General features: G+C 40.9%; 24 protein-coding genes. 4 read left to right on the forward strand and 20 right to left on the reverse strand.

Annotated features, from left to right (window positions below):
- The first annotated feature begins 37 nt into the window (after positions 1-37).
- Positions 38-910 (forward strand): NHL repeat-containing protein, encoded by an 873-nt coding sequence (locus FET73_RS02540; RefSeq protein WP_154222337.1) that lies wholly within the window; start codon positions 38-40, stop codon positions 908-910.
- Here the strand turns inward: FET73_RS02540 and FET73_RS02545 are convergent.
- On the reverse strand, positions 907-2,142 hold the full coding sequence (locus FET73_RS02545) for an MFS transporter (RefSeq protein WP_154222338.1): 1,236 nt from the start codon (positions 2,140-2,142) through the stop codon (positions 907-909). The genes FET73_RS02540 and FET73_RS02545 overlap by 4 nt on opposite strands.
- The gene (locus FET73_RS02550; protein WP_154222339.1) at positions 2,139-4,544 is read right to left on the reverse strand and encodes a tetratricopeptide repeat protein; all 2,406 of its coding nucleotides are present in this window, start codon (positions 4,542-4,544) and stop codon (positions 2,139-2,141) included. Before FET73_RS02550 ends, FET73_RS02545 begins: the two co-directional genes overlap by 4 nt.
- A 36-nt stretch (positions 4,545-4,580) precedes the next feature.
- On the opposite strand from FET73_RS02550, the gene FET73_RS02555 reads away from it, so the two are divergent.
- Positions 4,581-4,814 (forward strand): SlyX family protein, encoded by a 234-nt coding sequence (locus FET73_RS02555; RefSeq protein ID WP_218944250.1) that lies wholly within the window; start codon positions 4,581-4,583, stop codon positions 4,812-4,814.
- A 343-nt stretch (positions 4,815-5,157) separates the two neighbouring features.
- Here FET73_RS02555 and FET73_RS02560 read toward each other — a convergent pair whose 3' ends face one another.
- The 10 genes from FET73_RS02560 to FET73_RS02605 are packed head-to-tail and all read right to left on the reverse strand — an operon-like array spanning position 5,158 to position 15,123.
- A complete protein-coding gene (locus FET73_RS02560) occupies positions 5,158-6,528 on the reverse strand; it encodes a cryptochrome/photolyase family protein (protein ID WP_154222341.1) in 1,371 nt (456 codons plus the stop codon).
- Positions 6,525-7,199: a response regulator transcription factor gene (locus FET73_RS02565; protein ID WP_154222342.1), complete on the reverse strand. Its 675-nt coding sequence runs from the start codon at positions 7,197-7,199 to the stop codon at positions 6,525-6,527. The genes FET73_RS02560 and FET73_RS02565 overlap by 4 nt, the downstream gene beginning before the upstream one ends.
- Entirely contained in the window at positions 7,189-8,505 is a 1,317-nt protein-coding gene (locus FET73_RS02570) for a sensor histidine kinase (RefSeq protein ID WP_154222343.1), read from the reverse strand. The genes FET73_RS02565 and FET73_RS02570 overlap by 11 nt, the downstream gene beginning before the upstream one ends.
- 29 nt (positions 8,506-8,534) lie before the next feature.
- Positions 8,535-9,584, reverse strand: a complete 1,050-nt coding sequence (locus FET73_RS02575; RefSeq protein ID WP_218944251.1) for an SAM-dependent methyltransferase — start codon at positions 9,582-9,584, stop codon at positions 8,535-8,537.
- Positions 9,581-10,351, reverse strand: coding sequence for a DUF1295 domain-containing protein (locus tag FET73_RS02580; RefSeq protein ID WP_154222345.1), 771 nt, complete (start codon positions 10,349-10,351; stop codon positions 9,581-9,583). The genes FET73_RS02575 and FET73_RS02580 overlap by 4 nt, the downstream gene beginning before the upstream one ends.
- Positions 10,344-10,898, reverse strand: coding sequence for a DUF2878 domain-containing protein (locus FET73_RS02585; RefSeq protein ID WP_154222346.1), 555 nt, complete (start codon positions 10,896-10,898; stop codon positions 10,344-10,346). The genes FET73_RS02580 and FET73_RS02585 overlap by 8 nt, the downstream gene beginning before the upstream one ends.
- A gap of 5 nt (positions 10,899-10,903) precedes the next feature.
- Entirely contained in the window at positions 10,904-12,157 is a 1,254-nt protein-coding gene (locus FET73_RS02590; RefSeq protein WP_246172633.1) for an SAM-dependent methyltransferase, read from the reverse strand.
- A complete protein-coding gene (locus FET73_RS02595) occupies positions 12,150-12,932 on the reverse strand; it encodes a DUF1365 domain-containing protein (RefSeq protein WP_154222348.1) in 783 nt (260 codons plus the stop codon). The genes FET73_RS02590 and FET73_RS02595 overlap by 8 nt, the downstream gene beginning before the upstream one ends.
- The gene (locus tag FET73_RS02600) at positions 12,929-14,203 is read right to left on the reverse strand and encodes an NAD(P)/FAD-dependent oxidoreductase (protein ID WP_154222349.1); all 1,275 of its coding nucleotides are present in this window, start codon (positions 14,201-14,203) and stop codon (positions 12,929-12,931) included. The genes FET73_RS02595 and FET73_RS02600 overlap by 4 nt, the downstream gene beginning before the upstream one ends.
- Positions 14,200-15,123 carry an acyl-CoA desaturase gene (locus tag FET73_RS02605; protein WP_154222350.1) on the reverse strand — a complete coding sequence of 308 codons (924 nt, stop codon included), beginning with the start codon at positions 15,121-15,123 and terminating at the stop codon, positions 14,200-14,202. Before FET73_RS02605 ends, FET73_RS02600 begins: the two co-directional genes overlap by 4 nt.
- A 105-nt stretch (positions 15,124-15,228) precedes the next feature.
- On the opposite strand from FET73_RS02605, the gene FET73_RS02610 reads away from it, so the two are divergent.
- Positions 15,229-15,783, forward strand: coding sequence for a nuclear transport factor 2-like protein (locus tag FET73_RS02610; RefSeq protein WP_218944252.1), 555 nt, complete (start codon positions 15,229-15,231; stop codon positions 15,781-15,783).
- An 80-nt stretch (positions 15,784-15,863) separates the two neighbouring features.
- Here FET73_RS02610 and FET73_RS02615 read toward each other — a convergent pair whose 3' ends face one another.
- The 8 genes from FET73_RS02615 to metK all read right to left on the reverse strand — a co-directional run bounded on the left by FET73_RS02615 (position 15,864) and on the right by metK (position 24,800).
- Positions 15,864-16,841, reverse strand: coding sequence for a DUF523 and DUF1722 domain-containing protein (locus FET73_RS02615; RefSeq protein WP_154222351.1), 978 nt, complete (start codon positions 16,839-16,841; stop codon positions 15,864-15,866).
- 138 nt (positions 16,842-16,979) lie between these two features.
- The gene (locus FET73_RS02620) at positions 16,980-18,854 is read right to left on the reverse strand and encodes a DEAD/DEAH box helicase (protein WP_154222352.1); all 1,875 of its coding nucleotides are present in this window, start codon (positions 18,852-18,854) and stop codon (positions 16,980-16,982) included.
- Between the two features lie 105 nt (positions 18,855-18,959).
- Positions 18,960-19,685 carry an SIMPL domain-containing protein gene (locus tag FET73_RS02625; RefSeq protein WP_154222353.1) on the reverse strand — a complete coding sequence of 242 codons (726 nt, stop codon included), beginning with the start codon at positions 19,683-19,685 and terminating at the stop codon, positions 18,960-18,962.
- Positions 19,686-19,776: 91 nt separating this feature from the next.
- Positions 19,777-20,319 (reverse strand): nucleotidyltransferase family protein, encoded by a 543-nt coding sequence (locus tag FET73_RS02630; protein WP_246172634.1) that lies wholly within the window; start codon positions 20,317-20,319, stop codon positions 19,777-19,779.
- Positions 20,320-20,333: 14 nt separating this feature from the next.
- Entirely contained in the window at positions 20,334-21,101 is a 768-nt protein-coding gene (locus FET73_RS02635; protein ID WP_154222354.1) for a hypothetical protein, read from the reverse strand.
- Positions 21,102-21,255: 154 nt separating this feature from the next.
- Entirely contained in the window at positions 21,256-22,092 is an 837-nt protein-coding gene (gene metF, locus FET73_RS02640; RefSeq protein ID WP_154222355.1) for a methylenetetrahydrofolate reductase [NAD(P)H], read from the reverse strand.
- Positions 22,093-22,198: 106 nt separating this feature from the next.
- Positions 22,199-23,620, reverse strand: coding sequence for an adenosylhomocysteinase (gene ahcY / locus FET73_RS02645; RefSeq protein ID WP_154222356.1), 1,422 nt, complete (start codon positions 23,618-23,620; stop codon positions 22,199-22,201).
- A gap of 19 nt (positions 23,621-23,639) precedes the next feature.
- The gene (gene metK, locus FET73_RS02650; RefSeq protein ID WP_154222357.1) at positions 23,640-24,800 is read right to left on the reverse strand and encodes a methionine adenosyltransferase; all 1,161 of its coding nucleotides are present in this window, start codon (positions 24,798-24,800) and stop codon (positions 23,640-23,642) included.
- Between the two features lie 198 nt (positions 24,801-24,998).
- Here metK and FET73_RS02655 point away from each other — a divergent pair, with 198 nt between their 5' ends.
- Positions 24,999-25,658 carry a hypothetical protein gene (locus tag FET73_RS02655; RefSeq protein WP_154222358.1) on the forward strand — a complete coding sequence of 220 codons (660 nt, stop codon included), beginning with the start codon at positions 24,999-25,001 and terminating at the stop codon, positions 25,656-25,658.
- Positions 25,659-25,680: the final 22 nt, after the last annotated feature.

A 25,680-nucleotide genomic window follows, 5' to 3' on the forward strand; every position in this document is an offset into this window, starting at 1 on the left:
TTTTTGATAAGCTGATAATTTTAACGGAATTGTTGTTATGCGTGTCACTGTCTTTTTACTTTTATCCACATTATTTTTCAATGCAACAGCCAACCAAAACACCACATGTGACTCACAGCTACTGGTCAGTTCCTGGAAAAACAACAATGTCAAAATCTATGATGGATGCGATTACCGCTTCATCAAAGACTTGGACACAAAAGGCACACTCAAAGGGCCGCAAGCCATTTTCCAAGACCACAACGGTGATGTCATCGTCATCAGCGAGGGCAATCACCAAATCGTTAAATATGATGGTAAAACGCTGAAAGAAATAAACATTGTCATTCCAGCGGGTCATATCGAAAATCCCATCAGTGCAGTTCTTGAGGGTGAATTCCATGTTTTGATACACAGTTATGCAGAAAACAGCATCTACCGTTACGACATGCGCGACTGGCAGCGCACCGACACTTTGCTTGCCAAAGGCAATAAGCACATCAAGGGCATAGACTTGGGGCCAAACTTCGGCCCTGAAGGCATGCTTTATGTGCCAGGTTATGACTCAAATAACATCATCAAAATTGACCCAAAAACCAAGCATGTCAGTGAATTTATTTCAGCTGACCTTGGCATCAATCGACCCAGAACCATTTTATGGCGCGGCAATAAAGCCTATGTTTCAGGATGGGGCAATGCCAACATCTTTGAACTGAATATACAAGGTCAAATCACACGCATCATGTTTCCGACAGTGACAGGAGCATCTGCGTTACTGTTGGATGGCACTGACCACATGCTTATTTCCAGCGACCGCAAAAACAGCATTTATCGCTATGGATTCAAAGACGGTAAAGCAGAAGTATTGATTCAAGAAGACAAGGAACATTTAGATGCAAGCACCTATGTCTATCGTCTGATCAATCATTAAACCGCAGGACCCAGTAAAGCGTTTTGGCTGTGTCTTTGATTCCAAAGTAAACAAACTGCACTCAAAACCAATACACCACCCAACAACAAGGTGTACTTACTGCTGATGATGGTCAAAGGCCCACCAATGACAGCAATGATGAAATTGGCTATACAGAATGTTGACGTTTGTAAACCCATCACTTTGCCTTGGCCTAAGTGACCAAAGGCAGTCGACAAGAATGTCGGCACCATGCTGTTACCGACAGCAATCGCACAACCTATCGCCACAAAAATCCAGCGTATTTCATTCATAGAAACAAAAGGCTGTATGAATAACAAGATTGCCAGGCAAGTGGCACCCACTAACATGGCTTTGACTTCACCCCAAGATGACTGAATTTTGGGCACAAAAAAACTGCTGACGGTGATCATGGCAGCGGTCAGGAAAATCGTACAAGTGGCAATCGTTTGTGGCGTGGCATTAAATTCATCAACAAACCACACCGGGTAAAACTCATAAAAAGCATTCAAACCCAAAGTGTATAGAAAATAAAAGCCAAAAACCGGCCAAATCATGCGATTTTTCAATAAACCGAAGGCATTTTGACTTCTGATTAATTGTTTAACCGTGTGTTTTTCTGGCTCTTTCTTCTCATTGGGTTCATCTTTTTGTAAAACCAAAACAAGCAACAACAAAGACAAAAGCATACCCACAGCAGCAATTAAAAATAATTCAGCCACACCGAACACCACCAAAAAACCACCCAAGACCGGGCCAATTAACCAACCAGAATATGTCGCCGAATACATCAGTGACAATCCACGGGCTTTAGAAATCAGTGGCTCTAATTCAACTGCAATGGCACGGGCAATTGAAATATTGCCTTCACAAACACCACTGAGAAATCTGGCCAAAACAAAACCAACAAATGACTCAGACCAAATCGCCCAAGCCGTTAGCACATAGCCCAAAACGGCACCAACCAGTGTAATGGTGAGGATTTTTTTGCGACCAAACAAGTCTGACAAAGCCCCAATGTACATGCTGCCCAACAACAATCCCAAGGGATAAATGGCCAAGCAAATTGACAACAACATTTTGGGGTGAATCCCCATAAACCGGGTCAATTCATTGGCAGGGTAATCCAAAAAGTAAGGTGCCAACACGGGATAAGGCAAAGCAATCCCTGCTGTACCCAGAAAGCCCACTAACATAACCACAAACAGGGTCATGCGTGGCCGTTTACTCATTGAGGCTGAACCTGCTGTTTAAATTGTTTGAACTTAATGAATTCTGTGTATGCCTCATCTGCCCTTTGCCAATATTCATCTATCAATTGGATGGTATCTTTTATCTCTTCTGATTTACCCATTTCAAATAAAATTTCTGCCTTCAAAAAACGGAATTCAACCAACCTGGGAGATTTTTGTATCAATTCATTGATTAAATCTAACGCCTCATGATATTTCTTAGCAGCAAATATTGTTTTGGCTTTCTGATAACGAAACTCTTGAATGATCTGCCTTGATGTCAGTGCCAATACCGATTGACTTGCCTCTGAAATGGCCTTGTCATGCCAAACAATGGCATCTTCAAACTGTCCTTCAGTTCGTTTCAACACTGCTTCATAGTTGTAAATGAATTGTTGATAAACTGACATTTTGAAAGCGGCCATGACTTGCTTGGCCTTTTCCAAGTTTCGCTTAATGCCTTCACCATCATTTATGATGCTGTGGTATGCCAGCCGCATAAATACAATCGTTTGATTGATCGGTGGTTGTGTACTTTGCTCTAACTCATCAAGCATTTGCTTGGCTTTTGCATTCTCTCCTAGAGCAGATACATAAGCCACTTTTTTGCCTTGAAAATTCAATAAGTGAGCGATTGGCGGCAGCGTTGCTGTCGAGTGAGACTCAGAAAGTTCCAATACCTCTAATGCTTTCTTTAACTCTCCGGTTAAAAGATACATCTGTTCCATCTCGCCATATATGGATAAGTATTCACTGCTGTTTTTGGCTTCATCCAATAAATCTTTCAGTAAAGGGATGGCTTGATTTGGTTCACCGCCAACACCTATATTTCTGGCGTATTGAATTGCAGGTTGAAGCGAGTTGTTGGTAACCAACATGGCTTCCTCAAAGTATGACGATGCTTTTTCAAAATTACCTTCAATCTGACTGACTTTACCCAACTCAATCAAAGCGTCCACACTTTGTTTATCGTACTCCAACATTTCATTTAAGGCTTGTTTAGCCAGTACCAACTCACCTTTCAGTGTATAAATTTGACTTAATCTGTGTAAATGTTGACTCCCTTTTTCTAAAACACTGAGCTTTCGGAAAGCTTCAATCGCATCATCCAAGCGATGCCCTTTAACCACCAAATTTTGCCCCAATGAAAACAAGGCTTCAGCACTCTCTGGATACACTTTGACCCAGTTTTCTATGACTTTCAGTGCTTTATCTTCCTGCCCGCTAATACCATATAATAACGCTTTAACAGTAAACACATCCTCGCCATACAGCTTGTAATCTAAATTCAAAGCTTTTTTGGCCGCTTTTTCAGCTTCACCATAGTCACCCATGTTGATGAACAACCTCATTTGTACCACATAGGCTTCCGCTAAGTTTTTATCCAAAGCAACACCTGATAACAAAGCTTCTTTTGCTTTGGCATAATCATTATTAAACTTCATTTCATGCAGACCTTTAACCAACCACTGTATGGCTTTGATGTTGGCAGACACATGTTGATCAATTGATAAATCAGGTATTAAGCCAGCCACAGATTGTTGCGACCCGAGCACCACTGCGGATATTTCTTGAGAGATTACATCTAAAGCAGCCAACCAATTGGTGTGCTGGTGGGTAACTGTTTTAACCAATGCACCTGTCATAACATCATACAACTCTGCTTTAAAAGTGACTTGGTCATTTTCTTTAAAGACCTCTCCTTTGACCATCCATTGAGCAAAGCGTTGCTGTGCAATTTGTAAATCCAATGACAGCGGTTCCCCTGTGGCTTGAGCAAACCCTTTGTTTTGAAGCCCCCTGCGCATTGACTCAGAATCGTAAGGCGTATCTACTGAAATCAAAGGGGAGCGCTTTAAATCCTGGCTCAACAGCCAACTGGCACCTCCCGAAAGCCAATCCAATGATTCATCTTCACTGTTGTTTTCAAAAAAGAACAGGTTGATTTTTTGGTTCATTCCTTTGTTGGCCACTTCGTAACTGATTGACTCACCTGTGGTTTCATCGACCACCACTTTTTTGCTGATCAAATCATTGGCCTTTGCAGCGTTTGAATGCTCAGGCAGTGCTGGTGGCATTACTGGCTGTGAAATATTTGAGTCAACGAAATATAAACTCGCCCAACAGGCCAGTACCAGATTCAGAATCATAGAAACCGCTTGAAACTTGGTCCACTGATCTTTGCCTGGCTTACCGTGACCCCAAGCCAATATGGCAACTGAGGGCAACAAAATCAACATAAACACAAATACATGTGCTGACAACGTTTCAGGGACAGGAAATCGCTCACCCATCCAGTCCGCAATTTCCACACAAAGCCAAAGCGATGCCACATACATACCTAATATTTGTGGAATTCGACGTCTCAGCAGTTCAGAAAATAGGCCCTTTTGTTGATTCATCTATTTGGCTCTTTTATTCAAAGCATGGATTATACTATGCAAACTTTACTAACAGACTCAAACATGTCAGAAAATAGATTCATAGATTTAGAAACGCGAATTGCTTTTTTGGAAGACACTGTAAACACATTGAATGAAATGGTTTATAGACAACAGGAACAGCTGGTTAACTATAAAAGTCACATTCAAAATTTAACCAAGCACATGACACAACTTCAAAGTGATGTTAAGGACAACGCTCCTGCTGATGAATTGCCTCCACATTACTGATTAATGCTCACCATTTACGATAAATCAATGACTTACAGCCATACCTTCGATCTCAAATCTTTAATACGCATTGGTACAATAACACAGCAAACCCATAGTGGTTGCGGGTTTGCGTTTGTTATCCACACAGCCTGTGGATAACTTTGTTAATAACTATTTAATAATTGCTTAAAATGCCCATCAGCTGTAACTATTCGCCACATTGGTTAATTTTTAACCACATGATATATTCCCTTATTATTCAGTAACTTAAAAGATTGTTGTTAGCCGGAGTTGAAAATCTAAGCAATAAATGCTTGATTGTTATGTCTTGGTTACGGCTTGTGAACAACTGAAGCCAAAATCAAGCTTTTTTTACATTTTTTTTTGTGCTATACCATTCTAAGCACATCACCCTTCTTTCTTTGTAATTAAATATAGGTTTCACATAACCACACGCTTTGATTTGGTGACTATTAGGTTGATGTATTTCTTTTGGTGTCAGGCTTTCTAATTCAGGTAAATACGTTTTGATGTATTGACCTTCGGGGTCAAATTTTTTCGACTGAGACATGGGATTAAAAATTCTGAAATACGGTGCAGCATCACAACCTGTAGCTGATGACCACTGCCAGCCCCCATTGTTTGATGCAAAATCGCCATCAATTAAGTGCTGCATAAAAAACCGTTCTCCCAAACGCCAGTCTGCCAAACATAATTTCGTCAAGAATGAAGCCACCAACATACGGACCCGGTTGTGCATCCAACCCGTCGTTAACATTTGTCTGATACCAGCATCGATGATGGGAAAACCAGTTTCGCCTTTCTTCCAGGCCTCAAAAAATACCATGTTGTTTTGCCAGTCATCTACAGCCTGTTCTTTGAAGGTATACCCTTTAACCAATTTCGGATATTGATGACACAGGTTGGCGTAAAAATCTCGCCAAATCAGCTCACTGACCCATTTAGATTCAAATGCTTCAGGACCATAAAACTTCAGCCAATAGGCCAAACATTGTTTGGCACTGATGGCGCCAATGGCTAAATATGGCGACAATTGTGAAGTACCTGCCACATCAGGTCGATCCCTGAACTTTTCATAATCTGCATTTGTGGTAAACCTCTTGAGTTGGTTGAAAGCAGCAACTTCACCCACTTTCCATGAGGCTATGAGTTGCTCTTTTTGTTCAACTTTACCAGTTACTAATGAGAGCCTTGGGTGCATCTCATAGGGTTTGTCGTAACGGTTCAACAGGTGATTAAGAAACTTGTTTTTATACGGTGTAAACACATGATACATGCTGCCGTCATTTTTGCGGATGGTTTCTGGTGGTAACAAATAATTGGCATCATAATGATGTATTTCGACGCCATCCTCTTCAGCCAGCTTTGATACGGCATCATCTCTGTCTGATTCATTCACCAGATAATTGCGGTTGTAAAATAGCTTTTCTATCTTTTTAGATTGCCACAGCGCCTGTAACTGTTTGGGCACCGAAGAAAAATCATCACAATTCAGTACTTTCAATTCAATGCCCCTGCACTTCAGGCGCTCTGATAAGTCAAAGACATGGGCTTGCCTGAATTGCACTTTTAATTCAGATTCATGGTGTTGTTGATGTTGTGATTGACAGTCACAATACACCGCCAATACGGGCTTCCCTGTTTCCAACGCATGCCACAAAGCCGGATTGTCAGCTAACCTCAGGTCATTTCTAAACCAGACTAAGTTCATGAAATGGTGAGGCCAACACCAGGTATGGTTTTGATCAATTGCGTATCAAAAGGCTTATCCACTGCCTTCCTCAACAAATACAAGTGACTCCTTAAAACATCAGATTCTGGCGAGAAATCATCCCATAACAATTCAGTTAATCGCTCTTTACTGATAACCGCTGGCGTTTGATTCATCAATATCTTTAAAATTTGTAAGCCCGTAGGTGATACTTTTAAGGTTTGCCCTTGTCTGGTCACTTGCATGGTATCTAAATCAAGCACCAAATCTTGCACTTTTAATTGCTTGTTATTGAATTCTCCGCGGTACCTTTTAACCATAGAATAGAGCCTGGCCACCAATTCATCAGGGTTAAAAGGTTTCACCAAATAATCATCGGCACCAATATCAAAACCGTTCAACTTGTCGTTGATCTGGTCTCGAGCAGTGAGGAAAATTATGGGGATATCAGACTTGGCCTCCTGTCTGACTTTTTGGCAAATAGCAAAGCCATCCAAGCCTGGCAACATCACATCCAAAATCAAAGCATCATAAGACTCTGTCACTGCGAAGTGTAAGCCAGTGATGCCATCCAATGCATAATCAACTTCGAATCCAGCCTCAGTTAAATGATCACCTATGGTTTCTGATAAAACCGCATTGTCTTCTACTAACAGTACTTTATTTTTCATTTTTGCTTGCCAATATTTTGATGTTATTCATGGTTAAAATCACTTCAGTTCCAACACCTGGTTCGCTTTTAAAATCCAACAACCAGTCACATTGTTTACACAACCAATCAACAATAGACAGCCCCAGACCTACACCACGATGTTCAGAAAACTCGTCAACCCGATAAAAGGGTTGAGTGATTTTTTCTAATTGTTCAGCGTTCATACCAACACCATTGTCTTTTATAGAAATACTTTTATCCTTTATGGCTACGGTGATTACACCACCAGTGTGGCTGTAAGCAAAGGCATTCCTTAATAAATTACTGATCACAATATTAAAAGCTTGCTCTGGGATTCTTGACTCTAACAATTGATTCAATTGCCACTCTATTTTAAGGTCCTTAGATTCAAATGCCAGGATGTTCTGGCTGACCAGCTGCTTTAATGTATCATTGATGAGCATTGGATACTCTGATACCACCAAATTTTGTTCCCTAGATAGAACCAATAAAGCTTCTAGCAACTCGCTCATCTCATCGATGACTGGTTCCATCCTGTTAACTATTTTCAGCCCTTTTTCGTCCAAAGACCTTTTCTTTAAAGAAGCCAGCGACACTTTTAAAACAGTTAAAGGTGTTCTCAGTTCATGGCTGGCATAGCGAGAAAAATTTCTTTCTCTTTCTATCATACTCGCAATTTTTGCAGAAAAATCTTCAAAAGATTTCACCAGAGACAGTACTTCTGCATCACCAGTTAACCCTTCAAAATGTAACTCACTTAAACTGGCTTTGCTGATGTCTATACTTTCAATTTTTTTCACCATTTGGACCAATGGTGAAATCGCTCGTTTTGATAAAATAAAAGAAAAGAACGCAGGAACATAAATCAACAACAACACGAAAACCAAAGGTGCGATACCAAAAAACAAAGCCAACCTACCCACTTGGGCTTCTTCAAAAACCAAGTACAAAGTCCGTCCCATTTTCTCTGTTTTATATACTATGGGCAATTTTTCATTCAAGGCCACACGCTGAAAATTTTCAGTCATGTTATTCAGTTCAACGGGAAAACCCGCGGCCTTTTGATCTGCAAAGTATCCGGTTAAATTCATTGTCTTAGGTAGTGGAAATTCTGTATCTTTACTGTATGCTTCCCAAAAGAATTTAGCCTCTCCTTCAAGTGCTTCCCTGATCAGCACATTTTCAACCACTTTTGCAGCACCAAAAACACCTGCGATGGTTGCCAAGCTGATAAACAGCAATTGAAACATCAGCACTTTAATCAGTCGGCTGTTGATGTCCTTGTTTTTTATTTTTTTACCCATGGATATGAATCGTTTTTTTGCTGTTGACTCTATTGTACTTTAACGAGTGTGTTTTTGTTGTTCGAAAAAAGGTAATGACCCACCAGCCATTCACTGCCCTGGTTGTAGCCAAAAAGTTCGGCACAAGACATGAAAAACATCCGCCACCTTTGAAACCACAACTGAGCATCATCACCGTAACATGACTGGAATAAAGCCAGTATTTCGCTTTTGTTTTTGTCCGTATTCTCTAGCCAATGGTTTGCAGTCTTTTGATAATGCTTACCTGATTCAGCCCACCTTTTTTGTATGCGCAAATCATCTTGAAAATTTAAAAAAGTATCGAATGCAGGCATTTGACCACCACTAAAAAAATACTTCCCCATCCAATTATCATCTCCCTCTTCTTCAAAGGGATACATTAAAAATCGATGACAAAACACATGGATAAAAAGCATGCCTTCATGCTTTAACCAGCTCGAAATATTGGCAAATAATTGTTGGTAGTTTCTGACATGCTCAAACATTTCAACCGAAACCACGCGATCAAATTGCTGGTTTAATTCCAATTGATTGATGTCTTGCGTGATGACTGAGATGTTGTTGAGGCCACGTGATTCAGCTTGAGATAAAATATAAGCTTTTTGAGAAGCTGAGTTTGATACCGCTGTTATGTTTGCACTGGGTAAATGTTTGGCCATGAATAAAGTCAATGACCCCCAGCCGCATCCCAACTCCAATATCTGTTGGCCATCTGATAATTGCGCTCTTTCTAAATACTTTTCAAGCATCCGAGTTTCAGCCCGATCCAAATCATCACCTGTTTGATAATAACATGCTGAATATTTTTTATTCACACCCAACGCCAGATCATAAAAACGTGCATCGACTTCATAATGCTGTTCATTTGCCTTATCTGTTGCTATCGCTAAGGGTGACTTTTTCAACGTCTGCAGAAAAGATTCATAGCGTTCATGGGCTTGATGCGGATTATTCCTACACTCCGCTGTCAACCTGACTTTGAGCAGCTGCCTGATGCCATGACGCACCATCACATCTGGAACCCATCCTTTTTCAATCATATTCAATAAGGTTTTCATTTTTTTCTCCATAAAATAAATGCATTGGTTGATTCCTGGTAAGCACGATATGCCTCACCCCTGGATTTCAATGCCTGCTGTTCTGAAAAGGGAATGCCCGTCAGATTCAATAAAAAATACAGCATAATGAACACAACGATTAACGCCCAACAGAAAGAAAGGGAGGGAAATAAAACCAAAGGGTATACCCACCAATGCAGCCATTCAAAAAAATAATTGGGGTGTCTCGAATAAGCCCACAGCCCTTGATCACACACTTTACCGTTGTTATTTGGATTGGTTTTAAATTGATATAACTGCCAGTCTGCCACTGAAACGCCAATCATACACAGCAAGCCCCACAACAAAGCCACAAGCAACACGACAACAGGAATAGCGGGGGCCGTCAAAACCCAATATGCCGGTAATGAAAACAAAAAGCTTAATACCGCTTGAAATATAAAAAATAGCAGAAATTTGGCTTGCGTATTTTCTGACCAATGGGCCCTTAAATGTTGGTAGCGGTTGTCTTCATGCTTTTTGTCTATTCGGAGCCATAAATGCAAAGTAAGTCGTGCATACCATGCCACTGGAAACACCACAACTAACAGCATATTTGTTATGGCAGCTTGACTGTTTAACAGGTAGTATCCCGCAATGAGGCTGATTGAACCTGCCCAAGTTAAATCCACACTGTCAGCATTTTTATGTTTGAATTGCCACAGCCACGCCAATACTTGACAGCCCATAGCCAATAACAAAGCCATTAACCAATCTGGACTAAACACGTTTTTGTCCTGCTTGATAAGTCATCAAAACCACTGGGTGGTTGATGGTGTATCTGACCAGAAAAAAATAGGCTGACCAACCCATAAAAACTGACACATACATATATAAAAAGCTTTCGATTTTGATGACCCCAAGTTGCGCTGCAGAAAAGTATGTCATGGGTACACATGCCAACCATACAATAAGCCATTTATAGTCCTTCTCGAACAACCAGGCATTTGAATGCCTAAAAGTTAAGCCCAGACCACCCCACAATGCCAAAATCCAATGCGGAGGGAATCCATTGGTTTGTTGCCTGCCATTGAATTCAATTACATTGAATTCAATCCAGCCTAGGTGTGTACCCAACGACTCAAAACAATAACCATAAATCAACGTACTAAAAAACAACACAATATCAACCCATGTTGGCTTATTTGAAATAACCACTGTTACAAACATAGTCACCAAAATCAGCCACATGGGTAGGAATTGATTATTCGCTGCGCCAAAAACAGCCGCAGGCCAAATCAATAAAAACAAAACAAAGTTGATTGACTTATTCATGCTATTCACTGAATGGCTAATATAGGTGCCCGTCGATTCTTTGGACCAGCCATCAAAACATGCACATCACTGATGGCACGTTCTAAAAATCCGCCTTCACAATAAGCAAAATAGAACAGCCACATGCGCTGAAAGTATTCGTCATAACCCAACGCGGTTATTTTTTCTTTTTGATTTTTAAAACGCGCTGACCAGTGGTGCAGCGTGGTGGCATAACTTTCACCAAAATCTTCTAAGTTAACTAATTTTAAATCCGCAGTTTGGGCAAATGAAGAAACGATGGCAGAAACACAAGGAATGAAACTGCCAGGGAATATGTGCTTCTTAATGAAATCAACTGATTTTAAAGCCTGATGGTAACGGCTGTCCTCGATGGTGATGGCTTGAATCAATGCCAAACCATCAGGCTTGAGCAGTGCATTGATCTTCTTGGTATAGCAATCTAAAAATTGGTGTCCAACCGCTTCTATCATTTCTATTGATACCAGCTTATCAAAACGCCCTTCCAGCGCTCTATAATCCTGTTTTAACAAAGTGATTTGAGATGATAAACCCAATTGATCTATACGTGCTTTGACATAAGCATGCTGTTCATCAGAAATCGTTGTCGTGGTCACATGACAACCATAATACTGCGCTGCATATATTGCAAAACCACCCCAGCCGGTGCCTATTTCAATGACCTTGTCAGTTGATTTTAAATCCAATTTTTCGCATATAATTTTTAATTTTCTGACACTGGCTTGCTCTAAACTTTCTTCTTTTGAACAAAACACCGCCGATGAGTACATCATGTTGTTATCTAAAAACAATTTGAATAAATCGTTCCCCAGATCATAGTGATTTGCAATGTTCTTTTTACTGCCTGACAGGCTGTTTTTATTGAAAAAATGACCCAACTTTAAAAATTGATTTTTAAACCAAGCCGCACCGCCTTCCATTCCATCGGTTAAAGCACGGTTAACCACAAACATCCTGATTACATCTGTCAAACTTGAACTGTCCCAACGCCCCAAAGCATAAGACTCTGCGGCACCGACACTGCCATGCATGGCTATATCCAAATAAAAAGCAGGGTCATTGACAACAATTTCTGCCATCAATCCATCACCACCAAACACATGAACTTCATGTCCATCTGTTAACGTGAGTTGTGCACCTGAAATTTTGTGAAATTCGGCCAACACTTTCTTTTTAACCTGCGACATAAACCAACTGGTTTTTACCTTGTTATTAATCATGATTTCTGTGTCATTCATTGTATTTTCTCGGGTGGGTGGTTTCTTCATTGTTTTTAGTGTTCGGGTGATCAAAAACAGGTACCTTCTTGAACCAAAGTTTGGTGGCTTGCCAATAAATGGCAGACCACATTTTAACGGCTTGGCCGATGCCAAAATCAAACCACTTAGGTGAGGTGGCAGTTTGAATTTGAGTGTTTAGACTCACCCGCATCATCAGCACATTTTCTCGATAAAGGCGCATATCTACATCAATCGCATCCTCGTTAACCAGAAAGGTCCAAACATAATCAATATCCATGGGTACAAAAGGAGAAATATGAAACTGCTTTTTAAAGGCAAATGTCAGTTCCTTTGAATCTTTCAACGCCGAAACATCATGACAATAAAGCTGCTTTTCACCCCAAGGTGTGTTGTTAATCTCAGAAACAATGGCAACCAATTCATCTTTGCCTTGTCGATCCTTATAGCAAAAATAAAAGCTCACAGAGTTAAATGAAAAGCCGAAGTATCGAGGGTGCGTCATTAAGACAATGCGGTCATAATTGACTGTGCCTTGGTTAGTTAAATAATGCCTGATTTTTTTATTGATACTTTTCGACGAATCATCAACATAATCTTTGTCATACAAAGAATATACCGACCAGCGATTGTGTCTGTGCTTGTTACTGAGCGTTGACCACTTGGCTATGTCATTGAGCTCAATCAGGTGCCAATGCATTTTGTATGTAAACTGGTGTTTTCTTGGTTTGAGCCTACCATGAAAAATGGTGCCAACCGCTTTGCCTGTCTTCATGCGACTTGCCTTCTTGCGATTTTTTTTCCTAGACTTACTGAATCCAGCAACATCTCAGCGGCCAAAACACCACTTTTGGCGCCGTCTTCATGAAAACCCCAACCATGATAAGCTCCGCAATAGTAAGTGTGGTTCATGCCTTGAATTTGTGACAACACTTCTTGTGTACCTGATGTGTTTTCATCATAAACAGGGTGCCAATAAGTGTGGGTTTTTAAGATTTTTTCTTGATCGATCAAATCGCTTTGATTCAAACTGACAATCACCGGAGTAGTCACATCCAAACCCTGTAATAAATTCATATAGTAATTGGCTGTGCAAACTGAAGATTCACTTTGACCCACATTGACATGCCAGCTGGCCCATGCTTTTTTACTGTTGGGCATGATGCGTCCATCGGTGTGTAAGTCCACTCGATTTTTTGTGTACTTTTTGTATCCTAATGCAAAACGCTCAGCATCAGTGGGTTGCGACAACAATGACAACGCTTGATCAGAATGTGAAGCTAATATGATTTTATCAAATACTTCACTTTGTGATGCCGTTTGCACAATGACTTGGTTTGTGCTTCTGGATACTGACAAAACAGCTTCACCACACCTGACTTCACCTTTCAATCCCTTAGCCAAAGCATTCACATATTGCCTTGATCCACCGTCTATGGTTTTCCATTGAGGTCGCTCCTTTACTTGAAGCATGTTGTGATTATCCATAAAACGCAACATGTGATTTAAAGGGTATGATTTGACAGTTTCAAAATCACCAGACCACAGGGCGCTGATCATCGGCAAAATGTGGTTTTGAATAAAATATTCACTGTAATTATCCTGCTTGAAATAATCAAACACTGACAAATCAGTGCCATCTTTTAATAAAACAGGAGCTTGTTTATAAAATTTCAAGATGTCCTTTATCATTCGCCAAAACCTGGGGTTAAATAGGTTTTTTCTTTGACAAAATAAGGTGTTCAGGTTTGTGGCGTTGTACTCCAATCCCGTCACTCGATTAGCAACAGAAAAGCTCATGTCTGTGTCCTTATACTTCACACCATAGCGTTTAAGCATGTCGGTGAAGTGGGGGTAGTTAGATTCGTTAAAGACAATAAAGCCCGTGTCTACTGAGACATTCTTCCCTTCCACAACCACGTTTTCTGTGTTGGCGTGACCGCCCAAACAATCTGCTTGTTCATACAGAACATAATCGGCATGACCATTCAATCGTTCTGCTGCCATCATGCCTGAAATACCGCCACCTATGATTGCTACTTTCATGGATTCACCTTGATGAGTTTATTGTTGAGTAATTGTTGATTGGGGTATTTCACGTCCCAGATTAAACCGCACCATTCCATCAACTTTAATGCATAAAATGACAGGTCTATTTGCCAGGGTTTAAAACCTTGTTTGATTGAACCCGGTGCACAATGGTGGTTGTTGTGCCACCCTTCACCCAAGGTTAATATCGCCAAAACAAAGTTATTCCTGCTGTCGTCTTTGGTCCGGTAGTCTCTGGTTCCGATTAAATGCGCCAGTGAGTTAATCGAAAATGTCACATGCGCCAGTAAAACTGTTGAAATAAAATAACCCCAAACCAAGAACTGACCGCCGCTTGTACCGAGACTTGGAAAACTTGTTGCCACCCAACTACCGACCACATATAACAACGCACCGTACAACACAGGAAACACCATGTCGTAGCGGTCAATCCAATACAATGATTTAACTTTCGCTAAATCCTTCACTTGGCTGTGATCAGTTTGAAAATTCTGTTTACGCAAAAACCACAAAACGTGACTTTCCCAAAATCCTTTACTGGGCGTGTGCACATCTGCTTCTGTATCAGCATGACTGTGATGACGTCGGTGGTGTGCAGCCCACCACAATGGTCCCCTTTGTGTGGCAGTAGTACCAATAACAGCAAAGGTGACTTGAACCCAGCGGAAAGTTTTGAAGGCCTTGTGAGAAAAGAAACGATGAAAAAATGCGGTTATAGCAAACATCCTCAACACATAAGAAACAACCATAACGATCAACGCGGCATGCGAGTAGCCGACATAAAAAACCGCCAAACATGCCACGTGCATGGCTATAAAAGGGATGATGCGACTCAAATCTATGCGATGACCTTCATCTGTCTTTTGATGATCAGCCGCTTTTTCGTTGTCGAACCAATTGAGAATAAAATTTAACATGTGGCCTATGTTAGTCACCACCAGTGAATTTTATGTGAAAGTCAATTCCACAAAATATCGACATCCTGTACGTAGAATAAACGTTTTATACAGAAAGCTTATTCAATGAAAACACTCATTATTTTAACTTTAATCGCTGTTGTCTTAATTGCATGTACTCGATCTCCAAACTTAAAGCTCAATCGCTCTGAATCGGCTTATAAGTCTGTGATTTCCAATTACCCTGCGACAAGCACAGCTGATGCCAAAACGCGCTTTGAATCTGTGTTTAAAAACTTCCATATCGATGCCACAGAGCAAAACATTCGCGCCTTGTATGCCGACAAGTTTCACTTCAATGACACTTTTGTCATCATGAATGACATTGAAGACTTGGTGCCACACATGATCAAAACTGCTAAAAATGTTGAAATCACCACAGTTGATATCCATGAAGTCATCAAAACTGAAACCGATTATTACTTAAAATGGACCATGCACATGAAATTTACAGCCGTGGGTAAGAACATCGATTCTCTATCTATGGGCATGAGTCAATTGCGTTTCAATGAACAAGGTAAAGTCATATTCCATCAAGATTATTGGGATGGTTCCGAAAACCTTTACGAGCACTTACCTTTGATTGGGCGGTTTGTTAAAAAAATAAAGTCACAACTTTAAAATGGACCACTTTAGATCGTCACCCACAAAAAAACGCCAGTTGAATTTTCAGACTGGCGTTTTTTATTCTTCAATATGTTTCAACTGATAAAGTATTTATTTTTAAATTGAGCCTGATTGAATTGATCAAATGATTGTGGAAAGGGAGATAAATACTTTTGATTGATTAAATATTCAACATTGAATTTTTCTATATAATGTTTTAACAAAGTGAGCGGCACCAACAATTCCACATCGCCATTCTGGTACAAATCTATCAAATTCAATATGCTGTGTTTACTGGCGTGATCCAAATCATTTTTTATAAAGCCCAGCATGTGCTGCATGACATTGACATGATCACCCGGAACCGCCCTTTGAGACAGGGCAAACATAAACAAAGCAAAGTACGCACTTGACAGTTCATCAAATGGTTCGCTGCCTGCTTTAGCTACCAACTGTCCTAACTCCCTGTAGTGCTTTTCAGAGCGCACTTGTAGTAGGTATTTGTATTTGGTATGGAATGCCACCAATGATTTAGGCAAAGGCTTAGCCAAAACGTCTTCTTTCCATTCAGCATGGGCAAAAACACGTGTCAAAAAGTTTTCACGCAGCACCGCATCATTCAACCGCCCTGCTTCTTCCATAGGCATCAGCGGGTAGGCTTTTTGTATTCGCTTAGCAAATGCACCTTGGTCAGGATCAGGCCCCGGCATGCCGTTTTCGTTATAGACTTTGACACCGAACAATCCGCAGCTGGGTGATTTTTGCATAAAAATAAAACCATCTAAATCTGCAAAATCTGCAACTCTTTTGTCAGCCAGCGCCACCAAATCATCAGTAAAGTCATTGCTGTGATCAGTCACATTTTTAACCCTGATGTCATCTCCTTGTTGGACTAACCTGATGGGTTCTCGAGGAATGCCCATACCAATTTCCACTTCTGGACAAACCGGTTTGTAATCAAACCATTCAGACAATTCCTCAACACAATAAGCCGAACGTTTGTGTGATCCATTAAACCTGACACTTTTTCCTAATAGACAGGAACTGATTCCCAGTGTTATTTTTTTACTCATGATTTGCCTTTCAGTAAAATAGTTTTATAAGTCTGGCATTGTGACACAAGGGCATCAAAATTGCGTGAATGAAATTTCATCAAAATTCAGGCAAAAAAAGGACCTGATCAACAGGCCCATTTCAAATTTTATAAACTTTTATTTGCGTTTAAAATTCTTGGACTTGCCTTTACCAGCACTGCCTTTACCACCTTTGTCGAAACGCTTGCGGTTTCTATTCGGTGCTTTTTTATCAAATCGTTTTTTGCTTGGCTCTGAATGACTGCCGCCATATCCACCATCACGCTTTTCTCCTTTACCTACGGGTGCAATAAAGCTTTTTCGTCCGCAGACTCTGGCATTTTTTAGTATCTTTAAAATTTCAGCCGGCATATCTGATGGTAAATCAACTGTTGAAATGTCATCATACAATTCAATCATGCCAATGTATTCACGGTCTAAATCTGCTTCGTTGGCAATCATGCCTACGATGTTACTCGGATTCACACCGTGCTTTCTACCCACATCCAACTGATACCTTTCCATTGGAATCTCAGGATGCGCTTTTAAAGGTTGTGGCTCTTTATCTACAGCTTCTGATGAACGGCTGCGACGCTCTCCGCGCTTGTCACCAAAACGGTCACTTCCTCGGTCATTGGCATCATAATCATCCCTGCGGTTTGAATCACGGCTGTGTTTCTCACCTTTGGTTTCTGTTAATAACAAACCTTTATCACCATGTAACATGTATGCCAAAGCAGCGGCTATGTTTTTGAATTCAAACTCATTCTCATGCTGCATTTCATTGATCAGGTTTTGGTAAAAGCTGATGTCTTTGGCCACCAAGGTTTCCATGATTTGATTCTTGAAACGCTGGGTGCGATTTTGATTGATGTCATCCACAGTCGGGATATTCATCGGTTTGATGTCTTGCTTGGTGGCTTTCTCAATTTGTCTCAACATGCGTTGTTCACGGCGTGAGATAAACAAAATAGCTTCACCAGAACGGCCAGCACGACCGGTACGACCAATCCTGTGTACGTAAGACTCAGTGTCATAAGGGATGTCGTAATTGATCACGTGACTGATACGCTCTACGTCCAATCCACGTGCCACAACGTCTGTACCGATGATGATATCGATCGAACCGTTTTTCAATTTAGCAACCAAACGCTCTCTTTGTTTTTGCACAATGTCGCCGTTCAGCGCTTCTGCCGAGAATCCACGGGCTTGTAATTTTTCAGCCAACTCTTCAGTCGCCATTTTGGTGCGCACAAAGATGATAACACCATCAAATTCTTCAACTTCTAAAACACGGGTCAAAGCTTCCATCTTCTTCAAACCGCTGACCATCCAGTAGCGTTGATTGATGTTTTTCGCTGTTGCTGTTTTGTTGGCAATCTTAATATCAACAGGCTTATTTAAGTGGTTAACCGCCACTTTTTTCACTTCTTTTGGCATGGTAGCCGAGAACAAAGCGATTTGACGCGTTTTTGGCGTGTGACTCAAAATCCAATCGACATCATCGATAAAACCCATACGTAACATTTCATCGGCTTCATCCAAAACCAATGAAGTCAAACTGTCTAACTTCAACGTTTTGCGGCGCATGTGATCCATCACACGGCCGGGTGTACCAACAACCACTTGTACGCCACGTTTCAATTGTCTTAACTGGATGTCATAACTTTGACCACCGTAAATAGGCAAGACATGAAAACCATCAATGTGTTTTGCATAGCTTTGAAAAGCTTCGGCCACTTGAATCGCCAACTCACGTGTCGGTGTCAACACCATCACTTGAACACCTTTGGCACTCATGTCTAAGTTTGACAAAATGGGTAAAGCAAATGCCGCTGTTTTACCGGTACCTGTTTGTGCTTGGCCAAGTACGTCTTTACCTGACAGAATGGCTGGAATACTTTCCGCTTGAATTGGAGATGGTTGTTCGTAACCGCTTTCTTGGACTGCTTTTAAGACAGCATCAGACAGGCCCAGGTCGTTAAATGTACCTGTAGGTTGTGTTTCAGACATAAATATAGGAGTGGCGCAAGCGCAATGATAAAAATAGTGCGCGGATTATACAGGAAAACCCGCGCCCTGTCTGTAATTATCAAGCACTCGGCACTTTTTTTCTTCTTAATCGGACAAATAATAGCTGACAGTAGAAACCACTCGCACTTTCTTGATGTGCGGGTTGTTCTTGTCACGGGCTGAAATACTGAACTGTCCTTGTGATGCTTTCTTGATTTTCCCCAACAAACTACTCGAATCTTTAGCAAACTTATCAGCCACTTCACGCGCTTTGCGGGTCGCTTCTTCAATCATTTCAGGTTTGACTTCATTCAATCGGGTGAACAGGTATTCTGTTTGACTGTCATATTGGTCACCTGCCAAAACGATACCTTGCTTACCCAAGTCAGATAACGAACCCATTACCTCTCTGACAGCATCGATTTGATGTGAATAAACTGTAACAGTCAGTGTCGCAGTGAACCTAAAAGGTGCTTGCTGGTTGCCACCATATTGTTGTGCTGACTTGTCTGTTATCGTCGGTGTTGAAGTACTGATTTCTTCCGCATTCACACCATGCTCAGTCAAAAACGATTTAATTTGAGCCGTTTGTGAATCGATGGCACCATATAATTCTGTCAGGTCATTGCTGGCCACATTGAATTTAATTGGCCAAATAACAACATCAGCTTTGAATTCACGTTCAGACAATCCTTTAACAGTGACACTGCGATCTAATTGTTTGTAACTTAATGCCGATTGTCCTAACAAATACCCCAATCCCACCAATCCTAAGCAAATGAATACGCCCAAGATAAAAGCACCACCTTTACTGTTTTTCTGATTCATCATCATTCAATTCTTTTCTGTTGTTTCCATTGACTGATATCTTACATGGAAATTCAATATTATTTTAGTTTCACATTATGTTTTGACTGCTATTTCAATTCATAACCACATCTAACTTTGACCATTTCGATAACCAGCCTTTTGATTGAATGCGGTTTTTAAACACGCCCTTTGAACGCTTAGGGTTGTGTGTCAATTTCAGATCGAACAGGGAGTCAAAGCCAAATGCTGAAACACATTCCAGTTGGCCATTATTCAATAAACGTATTGCAATGGCCGTCTCTTTCTCAGGCCAATAACACATGGCATCAACAACGTCTTTATAAGGCCGGTCACCATTCCTGAGGTGCATTAAAGCTTGGTTACGAACCTGCCAATTTACACCCGGCATCAGTATCTTCAAGTCATGTTCGCATTTCAGGTAACGCCGTTCTTCCACCTCGTGAGGGTCAAAATAAATCACATCGACATCATTCAGCGGCGTTGGCACTGATTTGTTGTGCAAATGATCCCAAACCATATTACGAACAAATCCAGCTGCCACATAAGCTTGTGGCATGTCCATTTGACAGACAGAAGTCAATACCCTCATCCTCATCACATCATTCACAACCCACTCTTTAACACGTTGTGACAAGCTTTCTTCCAGACTCAACAAGATGCCAAAGATAAAGACGAACCGACAGCTTCTGCTATCGCATTGATGATGCTAGTAGTGACACTTCCTGCATTAAATACAATGTCCATCAATACTGCGAATATGATGCCCAAATAAGCCAGATAGGCAAAGCCCATGTAATCATTGTAAATGATGGTGTAAAACCAATCTTGGCCAAAAATGTAGATAGAAGAAGATATCACTGTAGCTAACAGCAACAACATACCAGGTAAAAACAAATGGGCAACGGCTCTGGGTTTAAAGAATGAAACCATCAATAATATCAAAAACATGATGGCGTTTGAAGCCAAGAAAATCCGCAAATCAAATTTTAGATTACCAACAATTTCAACGTACTTTCCTTTGATGATCTGGGCCAAGGTGCCTTGAGCAATACCAATACCTTTCAAGCGATCCATGTACCCAGCAGCGATGGATTGAGAAACCGCCTTTTTCTTTTCACAATCATAACCACACATGGCAGCAATAACGCTGGCAATTTTATCAGGCAAATTATTTTCCAAGTCTGTTTGTATTTTGTCTGCATCCAATCCCAGTTTATTTGCCATACTGCGAGCCTTTTCCGCCATTGATGACGCTGTGATGGCTTGTTGCTTTGCCTTGATTTCTTTCTCAATTTGAAACTTCACAAAACTCTTGGCTGATGACTCAATGGTTTCTTTAGATGTGTAAGTCACTGAAAATAAAGCCCCAAACAGGACCAGTCCAATCAAACCTATTGTTTTTAATGTGGCATTCATTTTTATTAAATTGAGAGGAAATGAAATTAATATACCATATGACTGTGTTTTTATAACACTCAATTCATGGACTGACTTAAAACAATGCCGTTAAGCTGGGCAGTGTTGCCAGTGACTGGCTTTAGCAACACAACCCAACACAGAATCATGTGTCTCAGGACAATCCCTTGACCACGTCCAAGGTCGCCTTAGAACGATTCAAGGTATAAAAATGGATTCCTGGCACACCTTGGTCAAGCAGCTGTTGACAAAGCTTAATGGTAAATTCTGTACCAAATTGCTGCATGGAGCGCCGGTCATCACCGTAGCTTTGCAACTTGTATTTCAACCAACGCGGCATATCAGTACCACAGAAGCCACAAAACCTATTGATGTTGGCAAAATTAGTGATTGGCATGATGCCCGGTGTGATGGGTGTTTCTATGCCTGCTTTTTCACAATGTTCGACAAAATTAAAATAAGCATCTGGATTAAAGAAAAACTGGGTAATGGCACGATCGACACCGGCATCGACTTTTTGTTTGAAATACTTGATTTCAGTTTCAAAAGTCAATGTTTCAGGATGCACTTCAGGATAACACCCTACTGTAATTTTAAATACACCAGGATACGTTTTGTGAATGAATTCAATCAATTCGTTGGCATAGCGAAAATAACCTACCGAGCCCATGCCTGAAGGCACATCGCCACGCAGGGCCAGAATTTCAGTAATGCCATTATCTATGTACTGTTGCAACAGGGCCTTGATTTCGTCCGGTGTTCCGCCCATGCATGACAAGTGTGGAATCACTTTAGGCGTATCATGTGTATTTAATTCCAACACAGTTTCTGCCGTGGCACCTATGGTTGAACCACCCGCTCCAAAAGTCACCGAAAAGAATTCAGGGCTTAGTGCCCGAAGTTTGGTCTGAGTGGCCAATAAGGCTGCTTTTTGCTCTGCTGTTTTTGGCGGAAAGAATTCAAAGCTGAGTCCAAAATTTGGCTTATTCATTTTTGTTACCTCTTATGCTTTTTGATTATATTTTTAATCTCTAAAACGAACAAAGCCAACCCTAAGGGCTGGCTTTGTTGAATAACGATGTTATTGATTTGATACATTAATATCTGTAATGCTCTGGCTTATAAGGGCCTTCAACTTTGACACCGATGTATTTGGCTTGCTGTTCTGTCAATGTGGTCAGCTTAGCACCAACTCGACCTAAATGCAGTTTGGCCACTTTTTCATCCAAATGCTTAGGCAATACAAATACATTGTTGTCATATTTGTCACCGTCTTGGTACAACTCAATTTGAGCCAATACTTGGTTGGTGAAAGAATTAGACATCACAAAGCTTGGGTGACCTGTACCACAGCCCAAGTTGACCAAGCGGCCACGTGCCAACAAGATGATTTTTTTACCGTCTTCAAATTCAACATGATCTACTTGATCTTTGATTGAATCCCACTTGCAGTGTTTTTCCAAAGAAGCGACATCGATCTCATTGTCAAAATGACCAATATTACAAACGATGGCTTGGTCTTTCATTGCTTTCATGTGTTCGAAGTTGATGATTTGGTAGTTACCTGTAGTGGTAACGAAGATATCCGCATCAGCAACGGCATCTTCTAATGTCACTACTTGGTAACCTTCCATTGAAGCTTGCAAAGCACAAATGGGGTCAATTTCAGTGACAGAAACAATGGCACCTAAAGCACGCAACGAAGCCGCCGAACCTTTGCCCACATCACCAAATCCACAAACCACGGCTTTTTTACCCGCAACCATGACGTCTGTTGCACGTTTGATGGCGTCTACCAAAGACTCACGACAACCGTACAAGTTGTCAAATTTAGATTTGGTCACTGAATCATTCACATTAATGGCAGGGAATGGTAAGTCACCTGTTTTTGCCATTTCATATAAGCGTTTAACACCTGTTGTTGTTTCTTCAGTTACACCTTGGATTGAAGCCAAAGTTTTTGTGTACCAACCTGGCTTGCTTGCCAAACGTTTTTTGATAGAAGCAAACAAAAAAGTTTCTTCTTCAGAACCTGGGTTATCCAACACGCTGGCATCTTTTTCAGCTTTGCTGCCTAAAATCAAAAGCATGGTTGCATCACCACCATCATCCAAAATCATATTGGGTGCGCCACCGTCAGACCATTCCATGATGCGATGTGTGTATTCCCAATACTCTTCCAAAGTTTCACCTTTAACAGCAAAAACTGGAATACCTTGGTCAGCCATGGCTGCCGCTGCGTGGTCTTGTGTTGAATAAATGTTACAAGAAGCCCAACGCACGTCAGCGCCTAAGGCGCGCAATGACTCAATCAAAACAGCTGTTTGTATCGTCATGTGTAAAGAACCTGCGATGCGAGCACCTTTTAGTGGCTGTGAATCGTTGTATTCTTCGCGAATTTGTACCAAACCTGGCATTTCAGTTTCGGCGATGCGGATTTCCTTGTGGCCAAAAGCGGCCAAACCGATGTCAGCAATGACGTAGTCGGCTTTGATTTGTTCTGCAGTATTAATAGTCATAATATTCTCTGTATTGTATTTATTTGAGACCTGCTGCATCACGCAATAAGTCTGCTTTGTCTGTTTTTTCCCAAGTGAAATCAGCATCTTCTCGACCCATGTGACCGTAAGCTGCTGTTTTTTGGTAAATTGGGCGTACCAAATCTAATGAGGTAATGATGCCATATGGCGTTAAGTCGAAGTGATCACGAACCAACTTTTCAATCAGGCTTTCAGCCACTTTATTGGTACCAAATGTGGTCACTGAAATAGATGTGGGTTTCGCTACACCAATGGCGTAAGAAACTTGAATCTCACAACGGTCTGCAAGACCAGCAGCGACAATGTTTTTTGCCACATAACGACAAGCATAAGCCGCTGAACGGTCAACTTTCGAAGGGTCCTTACCAGAAAATGCACCACCGCCATGACGGGCCATACCACCATAAGTATCAACAATAATCTTACGCCCTGTTAAGCCACAATCACCCACTGGTCCACCGATAACGAAGTTACCTGTTGGGTTGATGTGGTATTGAGTCTTATCATCCAACCATGCCTCAGGCAAAACTGGCTTGATGATTTCTTCGCGCACAGCTTCACGCAAGTCATCTAAGCTGATGTCTTCATCATGCTGTGTAGATAAAACAACTGCGTCGACAGCCACAGGCTTGTTGTTCTCATAACGGAAGGTCAATTGTGATTTCGCATCAGGGCGCAACCATGACAGTTGGCCAGACTTACGAACTTCAGCTTGCTTTTGAACCAATAAATGTGAGTAGGTGATTGGCGCAGGCATCAGTACATCAGTTTCATTCGATGCATAACCAAACATCAATCCTTGGTCACCAGCACCTTGTTCTTCTGGACTTGTTCGGTCGACGCCCATGTTGATGTCATGTGACTGTTTTCCAATCAAACTCATCACAGCACAAGCATTGCCGTCAAAACCCACTGCTGAATTGTCATACCCAATGTCAATAATGACTTTACGAACCAAGTCATCCAAGTCAATCCAAGTGTTGGTTGTGATTTCACCTGACACAATCGCAGCACCTGTTTTAACCATGGTTTCACAGGCCACACGTGCGTTAGGGTCATCTTTGATGATGGCATCTAAAACCGCGTCAGAAATCTGATCGGCCACTTTATCTGGGTGGCCTTCTGATACAGATTCTGAAGTAAATAAAAAGTCGCTCATAATCAATATATCTCTTTATGCGTATAAAGCGATATATTGTAATTATTTTTGACCCAGTGTCAAAAATAATTTAATGATATATGCTTATTTACATCACCTTTTGTCTATATTTTTTACCCTTTAACATAATTTTAAGAGTAAATACCTTATAACCTTTTTTCCATTGTGGTATAAATATAAAAAAGAAATTTCAATTGTATGCAAGAGCAAACTTTCAAAGTCACCTTTAAAGGTAAAACTGTCCGTGGATGTGAGCAATCACAAGCCATTGCCAATTTTGCCAAATTATTCAAGCTGCCTGCCTCTAAAGCCGAGCAAATGTTTGACGGCAAAGAACGCACCATCAAAAAGTCGTTATCGATGGAAAAAGCAGGCCAGCTGCGCGGCGTTTTGAAAAAAGCAGGCATTAAAGTGTCTTTAATTAAAAATGAATCTGAACTTCCTGCACTGGGAAGCGGCGACTGGGAACTTAATGAACCCGGCACTGTGATTCTAAGACCTGTTACTGCACCCGAAGTGCACATAGAAACATCCCACATGAAAGTGTCCTTGGATGAAAGTGCATTAGAAAATGCAGAAGATAAGGAACCGCCAGAGGTTGACATCAATCACATCACAATCGATGACAGTGAAGAACCTATCATTGAAGAGAGCGAAGTAGAAGTACCAGAGTTTAATTTTGAAGATGTCGAAGTGGATGAACCTGGAACAGTCATTGTCAATGCCAAAAAAGTAGAAATCCCTGACATTCCAGTTGATGCTTTGTCATTAGACGATGTAGGAGCTCAACTGGTTAAAAAAGACAAAATTGAAGAACCAGAGATTGATATTTCTTCTATATCACTGAATAAAGATTAACAAGATTCCAAAACCAAAAAAA

The sequence above is a fragment of the Marinicella rhabdoformis genome, from assembly GCF_009671245.1.
GTDB classification, from domain to species: Bacteria; Pseudomonadota; Gammaproteobacteria; order Xanthomonadales; family Marinicellaceae; genus Marinicella; species Marinicella rhabdoformis.